The sequence below is a fragment of the Gammaproteobacteria bacterium genome (genome assembly GCA_013001575.1).
In the GTDB taxonomy this organism is placed as follows: domain Bacteria; phylum Pseudomonadota; class Gammaproteobacteria; order Steroidobacterales; family JABDMI01; genus JABDMI01.
In genome coordinates this window covers 1-6,294 of sequence record JABDMI010000089.1, presented here as the reverse complement: position 1 = coordinate 6,294, position 6,294 = coordinate 1, and the positions used below count along the sequence as shown (strand labels likewise).

Sequence of the window (6,294 nt, the reverse complement as noted above, 5' to 3'; positions counted from 1 at the left end):
AGAAGATCGTTGTTGCCCAACAATTCGTTCTGCCAGTCATTAAACCGTGTACCACGATAATCCGCTTCTTCTAATTCGTGCGCCTGGATCATGGTGCCCATACCGCCGTCCAGGATCAGGATCTTTTCAGAAAGTGCTTGTGTAAATTGATTTGAAGTAGAAGGTCGAATTTGGTTTTTCAAGGTAGGATTCTTTGCGCAAAAAAAAGACGTCTAGGAGTATAGACGTCTAAATTATAATTGACTTGGTATTAAATTGCCGAGGTAAATTATCTTTGAGGGCCAATTTAAGAGAATTATTTTTTTTAGGTTTTTTTCCGCTTACTGCTTTGTTTGGTTACGCGCGGATTGGATTTACTCAGATCATCATCGGTCGGCAGGTCTTGCCCGGTATACGCATGTAAAAATGCCTCACACAGCAGATCACTCAAAGTAGCATGACGTAAGTTGTTGATTTGTCTACGAGTTCTCTCATCAATGAGCAATTTGAGTACCCGTATTGGCACAGAAACCGTGATTTTTTTAACCTTTTCACTTTTTTCGCCATGGGCTTCATAAGGATTGATGTATGGGGTTTTTGCCATCTGCGTGTACTCCACTTAATTGTATTGATTCATTTACAGTTAAACGTATAGACGTCTAAATGATAATTATAGGTGTTATTGCCAAATCATTGCAAATCTATTTAGCCGTCTAAACGTCTTGACATCTAAATGAGTCAGACTACTATGGCTGAAATTCAAGGAAAAAACTAAAAGTATGTACGAACTAAATACCAGCTCATTGGCAAACGGATCTTACGGGGTTGCCAAACTATTCGATAAGATCAACCATGAAGTGTCCAATCTTTATGACCGCATAAAAGTGTCGTTTGAGTTTTTTCCGCCAAAAAATGAAACAGCCGCAAATAACTTGTGGAAAGCAATTGATAAATTATCGGTACTGCAACCCGATTTTGTTTCCATCACCTACGGTGCGCTTGCCAGCAGTCGTGATCTGACGCATGACTTGATCGAGGCGGTGCAACAACGCACGAATCTGGTTGCGGTTCCTCACCTTACTTGCGTGAATGCCAGCGAAGGGGAATTACGTGACATAGCGCAACGCTACTGGGACATTGGCGTGCGACATATTGTGGCTTTACGCGGCGACGTGGATCAGGCCGAGAATGCGACCTTACCCGCAGACAAGCAATGTAACAGTTACGCAGTTGACCTGGTGCGGGTTTTAAAAGACGTTAACGATTTCGAGATCTCGGTAGCCGCTTACCCGGAAGTGCATCCAGAAGCCCCCTCGGCGCAATTTGATCTGGATAACCTCAAGGCCAAATTTGATGCTGGTGCAAGTCGGGCCATCACGCAATTCTTTTTTAATAATGAAAACTTTTTGCGCTTTCGTGATCAAGCAGCCGCGCGTGGCATTAGCGGTCCTATCGTTCCGGGGATTTTGCCAGTGAGTAATTATCAAAAATTACTCAAGTTCACCGAGTTCGCTAACGTGAATGTTCCTGACTGGATGCACAATCTCTACCAAGATACCGACAAGGATCCATTGTTGTGTAAATTGCTGGGTATCAATATTGCCCTTGAGCAGATCAAAGTATTAACCGAGCAGGGTGTGGACCACTTTCATTTTTATACCCTGAATCGCTCCGACCTGACCTACAGCCTCTGTCATTATCTGGGCGCCAGGGACCAGAAATCCAAAACCATCGCCGCCTGAATTATCAGGATTCGACCACGCTAGCAGGGATCATGGTGTGCAAGCCTGTATAATGCCGGTTTTTGCGTAATTGAGACCGAGCATGACCCGATTTATTGATGTTGCCTGTTTAAGCAGTTATTTACAAGAGAACGGGATACAGGACTTTACCCGACGACTTGTTTCCTATCTGGAGCAAGACTTTAGCAACTGGCAGGATTTTGACAAATCCCCGCGTTCAGCTGCCCACAGTGATGTTGGAGTTATTGAATTAATGCCGGTTGCCAATAATGATCTCTATTCATTCAAATACGTGAATGGTCATCCCGATAATGCGGAATTGGGTTACCTCACGGTTATGGCATTTGGGGTGTTGGCCGAAGTGCAAACCGGCTATCCCATTTTGCTTTCCGAGTTAACCATTGCCACCGCCTTGCGCACCGCGGCAACCTCGGTAATGGCGGCTAAAAGTCTGGCACGCGCGGATTCCAAAGTGATGGCTCTGATCGGTAATGGTTGTCAAAGTGAATTTCAGGCATTGGCTTTTCATGATCTGATGGGCATTGAAGAGATTCGCTGTTTTGATACCGATCCATTCGCGACCGCAAAATTTATAGAAAACATGCAAGCCTATCCAAGTTTAAAGCTTACCCGTTGTGCGTCCACTGCAGAGGCGGTAAAAGGATCGGATATCGTTACTACGGTTACTGCCGACAAGCGCTATGCCACCATTTTGACCAATGACATGGTTGAACCCGGCATGCACATCAACGGGATTGGCGGTGATTGTCCGGGCAAAACAGAAATTGCCAAAGATGTGTTATTGAGAAGTAATATTTTTGTTGAATACGAACCGCAATCCAGAATAGAGGGTGATATCCAACAGTTGGATCTCGAACATGAGGTCACAGAATTCTGGAATGTTCTGGCTGGCAATAGCGAAGGTCGCACATCGGCAAATGAGATCACGTTCTTCGATTCAGTAGGTTTTGCATTGGAAGATTATTCTACCTTGAGATTGATAAACGATATCGCGCATGAAGAAAATCTGGGCACGGAAATTGAGATAGTCCCGACTCTGGAAAATCCCAAAGACCTGTTCACCTTGACTTCACCCAAGGGCAAGGCGCGTTTGCGCAAAGTGGCATAAAAAATTCTGCCATCAAGGGTCTATGACTAAACGATCAAAAAGTAGTTCGCGGTGGTTGAGTGAGCACCACAAAGACAAGTTTGTGCAACAAGCGCGACAGGAAGGCTGGCGTTCGCGCGCGGTTTACAAGCTTGACGAATTACACAAAAAAGACAAACTGTTTCGACCTCATATTAATGTGGTCGATCTGGGTGCGGCCCCGGGCGGCTGGAGTCAGTACGCTGCCAGTATCATGGGTAAACACGGCAAGATCCTGGCTTCGGACATTCTCGACATGGAGCCACTGGAGCACGTTGAATTCATCCAGGGCGACTTCACGGAACATGCCGTCGCTTCCGCAATACAAGACAGCATGCCCGCGGGAAGCGCAGACCTTGTAATTTCGGATATGGCCCCCAATATGAGTGGTAACCCTGCGGTAGATCAGCCGCGTTCCATGTATTTGGCCGAATTGGCCCTGGATATGGCACAAAAGCTACTCAAGCCAGGTGGCGGATTTGTGACCAAATTGTTTCAGGGCGAAGGCTTTGATGAGTATGTGAGATCGGCGCGTTCTGTATTTAACAGTGTGAAAGTGCGGAAGCCCGAAGCATCGCGTCCACGCAGCCGTGAAGTTTACCTGGTGGCCAAAGGATTCAAGAGTCACTAGGTGTATAAATCTCAAATAGGTTATTTGACCTGAATCAGGGTCTACTTCGAACTCTGCGGTATAATTGCACTCTAAATTAATGAATATAGGCGCCAATCTTCCTATCTATTCCGTCTATTCACTACAGGAAATACAGGTATTACATTTTGACTAAAGACATGCTAAAACAACTCGGGCTCTGGATTGTGATCGCGGTGGTCATGTTCTCGGCTTTTCGCCATTTCAATATGCAAGAGCAAAGCAAGGTTGAAATTCCCTATCACGAGTTCCGCACGGCTATGAAAAATGGCAATATCGATAGCGCGGTCATAGAAGGCTTATTGATCAAGGGTAAGTATAAAAATGGTAGTGCTTATTTGACCAATGCGGTGGAAAGCGAGTACACCACTTTGATCGGTGAAATGGACAAGTACAACGTTAAATACGAAGGCGTTCCACAGAAGAAAAAGAATTTACTTGCCGAGATCATTATCTCCTTGTTACCTATTTTATTGTTAGTTGCGGTCTGGGTTTATTTCATGCGACAGATGCAGGGCGGTGGCAAGGGCGGTGCGATGTCCTTTGGGCGCAGCAAAGCCAAATTGCTCGGTGAAGACCAGGTCAAGGTCACCTTCTCCGATGTCGCGGGCGTGGATGAAGCCAAAGAAGAAGTCGGCGAGATCGTTGATTTCCTGAAAGATCCCGGCAAGTTCCAGCGTCTGGGCGGCAAGATTCCGCGTGGCGTTTTGATGGTAGGGCAGCCGGGTACGGGTAAAACCTTATTGGCAAAAGCCATTGCCGGTGAAGCCAAAGTACCGTTTTTCACGATTTCCGGTTCCGACTTTGTTGAAATGTTTGTTGGCGTGGGTGCATCCCGTGTACGCGATATGTTCGAACAGGCCATGAAACACGCACCGTGTATTATTTTTATTGACGAGATCGATGCGGTCGGTCGTCATCGCGGTAGTGGTCATGGTGGTGGACACGATGAACGCGAGCAAACCTTGAACCAGTTACTGGTGGAAATGGACGGCTTTGAAGGTAACGAAGGCGTAATAGTCATCGCCGCGACCAACCGTCCCGATGTTCTGGATCCTGCCTTATTGCGTCCGGGTCGATTTGATCGTCAAGTTGTGGTTCCATTACCCGATGTACGTGGCCGTGAAGCCATTATTAAAGTGCATATGGGTAAAGTGCCGGTAGACGACGATGTGCGTCCTGACTATTTGGCCCGTGGTACCCCGGGATTCTCGGGTGCTGATCTCGCCAACCTGGTCAATGAAGCGGCTCTACAGGCCGCGCGTGTCAACAAACGCATTGTTGGTATGAAAGAATTCGAGATCGCCAAAGACAAGATCATGATGGGTGCGGAACGTAAATCCATGGTCATGACCGAAGAAGAAAAGCGCAACACCGCTTATCATGAAGCCGGGCATGCCATTGTGGGTTTAAAAGTACCCGAGCACGACCCGGTGTACAAAGTTACCATTATTCCACGTGGACGCGCCCTGGGCGTGACCATGTATTTGCCTGAGCGCGACCGTTATTCGGTGTCCAAGCAAAGACTCGAAAGCAGTTTGAGCTCTTTGTATGGTGGCAGAATTGCAGAAGAAATGACCTTGGGCAAAGACGGTGTTTCAACCGGTGCGTCTAATGACATTGAACGCGCGACTGAGATCGCAAGCAACATGGTGACCAAGTGGGGTTTGTCGGAAAAACTCGGGCCCATGACTTACGCAGAAGAAAATAATCAAATGTATCTGGGCGGTACGTCAACCCAGGTAAAAACTATCTCGCCTGAAACACAAAAAGTAATCGATGCCGAAATACGCGATCTAGTTGATAGAAATTACCAGCGTGCAGAAAAAATACTAAAAGAGAATGAGGATAAACTGCACGCGATGGCTGAAGCCCTGATGACCTATGAAACCATTGATGCCGGTCAGATCGCCGACATCATGGCGGGCAATGAACCGAAACCGCCCAAAGATTGGTCGGGCCCGGTATTGCGTTCGCCTGATGATATGGAGTCACAGGATAGTCAGGAACCCGATTTGAATAAACCCGTGCACGAAGCTTGATTTTCCAGTTCTAAGTTTCTGTTCAAGAACGGCAGTTCATTGAGCTGTCGTTTTTGTTTGGACACTTTGAATTGAAAAATAATTAATAATGCAAAAACAATCTCGAACATTGCAGTGCGGAACTCATAGTTTGTCACTGGATAAACCATTAATAATGGGAATCTTGAATGTCACCCCTGATTCATTTTCTGATGGTGGAAAATTTGTCACACTTGATCATGCCATTCAGCAAGCATTGCAGATGCAAGAAAATGGAGCCGCAATAATTGACATCGGCGGGGAGTCGACTCGCCCGGGAGCGGAATCTGTTACGGAAGACCAGGAATTGCAACGCGTTATTCCGATAATTGAAAAACTTACTGCTGAAATCGATGCAGTTATTTCTATTGATACCAGTAAAGCGGTGGTCATGTATGAGGCTGTACAAGCCGGTGCAAGCATGATCAATGACGTTTATGCTTTACGTCAGCCTGAGGCATTAACAAAAGTGGCAAAACTGGATGTGCCAGTATGTCTCATGCATATGCAGGGTCAGCCACGTAGCATGCAAAAAAATATTCATTACACCAATGTGGTCAGTGATGTTTGTGAGTTTTTACTCACCAGAGCCGGGGAGTGCGAGCAGGCTGGAGTCAAACCCGAACAAATTATCCTGGACCCGGGTTTCGGTTTTGGAAAAACTCTGGAGCACAATTATCAATTGTTGAATGCCTTGCACAAGATTATTGAACTGGG

Annotated in this window: 6 protein-coding genes and 1 pseudogene; 5 read left to right on the top strand and 2 right to left on the bottom strand. The window is 46.4% G+C overall.

Features of this window, described 5'->3' with window-relative positions; genetic code table 11:
* Nucleotides 1-134 (bottom strand): annotated as a pseudogene (locus tag HKN88_07560) (5-methyltetrahydrofolate--homocysteine methyltransferase).
* 170 nt (nucleotides 135-304) lie between these two features.
* Nucleotides 305-583 carry a met regulon transcriptional regulator MetJ gene (gene metJ / locus HKN88_07555; GenBank protein NNC97915.1) on the bottom strand — a complete coding sequence of 93 codons (279 nt, stop codon included), beginning with the start codon at nucleotides 581-583 and terminating at the stop codon, nucleotides 305-307.
* 175 nt (nucleotides 584-758) lie between these two features.
* On the opposite strand from metJ, the gene metF reads away from it, so the two are divergent.
* The 5 genes from metF to folP all read left to right on the top strand — a co-directional run.
* Nucleotides 759-1,721 carry a methylenetetrahydrofolate reductase gene (gene metF / locus HKN88_07550; GenBank protein NNC97914.1) on the top strand — a complete coding sequence of 321 codons (963 nt, stop codon included), beginning with the start codon at nucleotides 759-761 and terminating at the stop codon, nucleotides 1,719-1,721.
* An 82-nt stretch (nucleotides 1,722-1,803) separates the two neighbouring features.
* The gene (locus HKN88_07545) at nucleotides 1,804-2,850 is read left to right on the top strand and encodes an ornithine cyclodeaminase (GenBank protein ID NNC97913.1); all 1,047 of its coding nucleotides are present in this window, start codon (nucleotides 1,804-1,806) and stop codon (nucleotides 2,848-2,850) included.
* A gap of 22 nt (nucleotides 2,851-2,872) precedes the next feature.
* A complete protein-coding gene (rlmE, locus tag HKN88_07540; GenBank protein NNC97912.1) occupies nucleotides 2,873-3,499 on the top strand; it encodes a 23S rRNA (uridine(2552)-2'-O)-methyltransferase RlmE in 627 nt (208 codons plus the stop codon).
* 158 nt (nucleotides 3,500-3,657) lie between these two features.
* Complete coding sequence (hflB, locus tag HKN88_07535; protein NNC97911.1) at nucleotides 3,658-5,559, top strand: ATP-dependent zinc metalloprotease FtsH; 1,902 nt, start codon at nucleotides 3,658-3,660, stop codon at nucleotides 5,557-5,559.
* 154 nt (nucleotides 5,560-5,713) lie between these two features.
* Nucleotides 5,714-6,294 (top strand): dihydropteroate synthase (gene folP / locus HKN88_07530; GenBank protein ID NNC97910.1); only part of this gene is annotated, 581 nt, incomplete at its 3' end.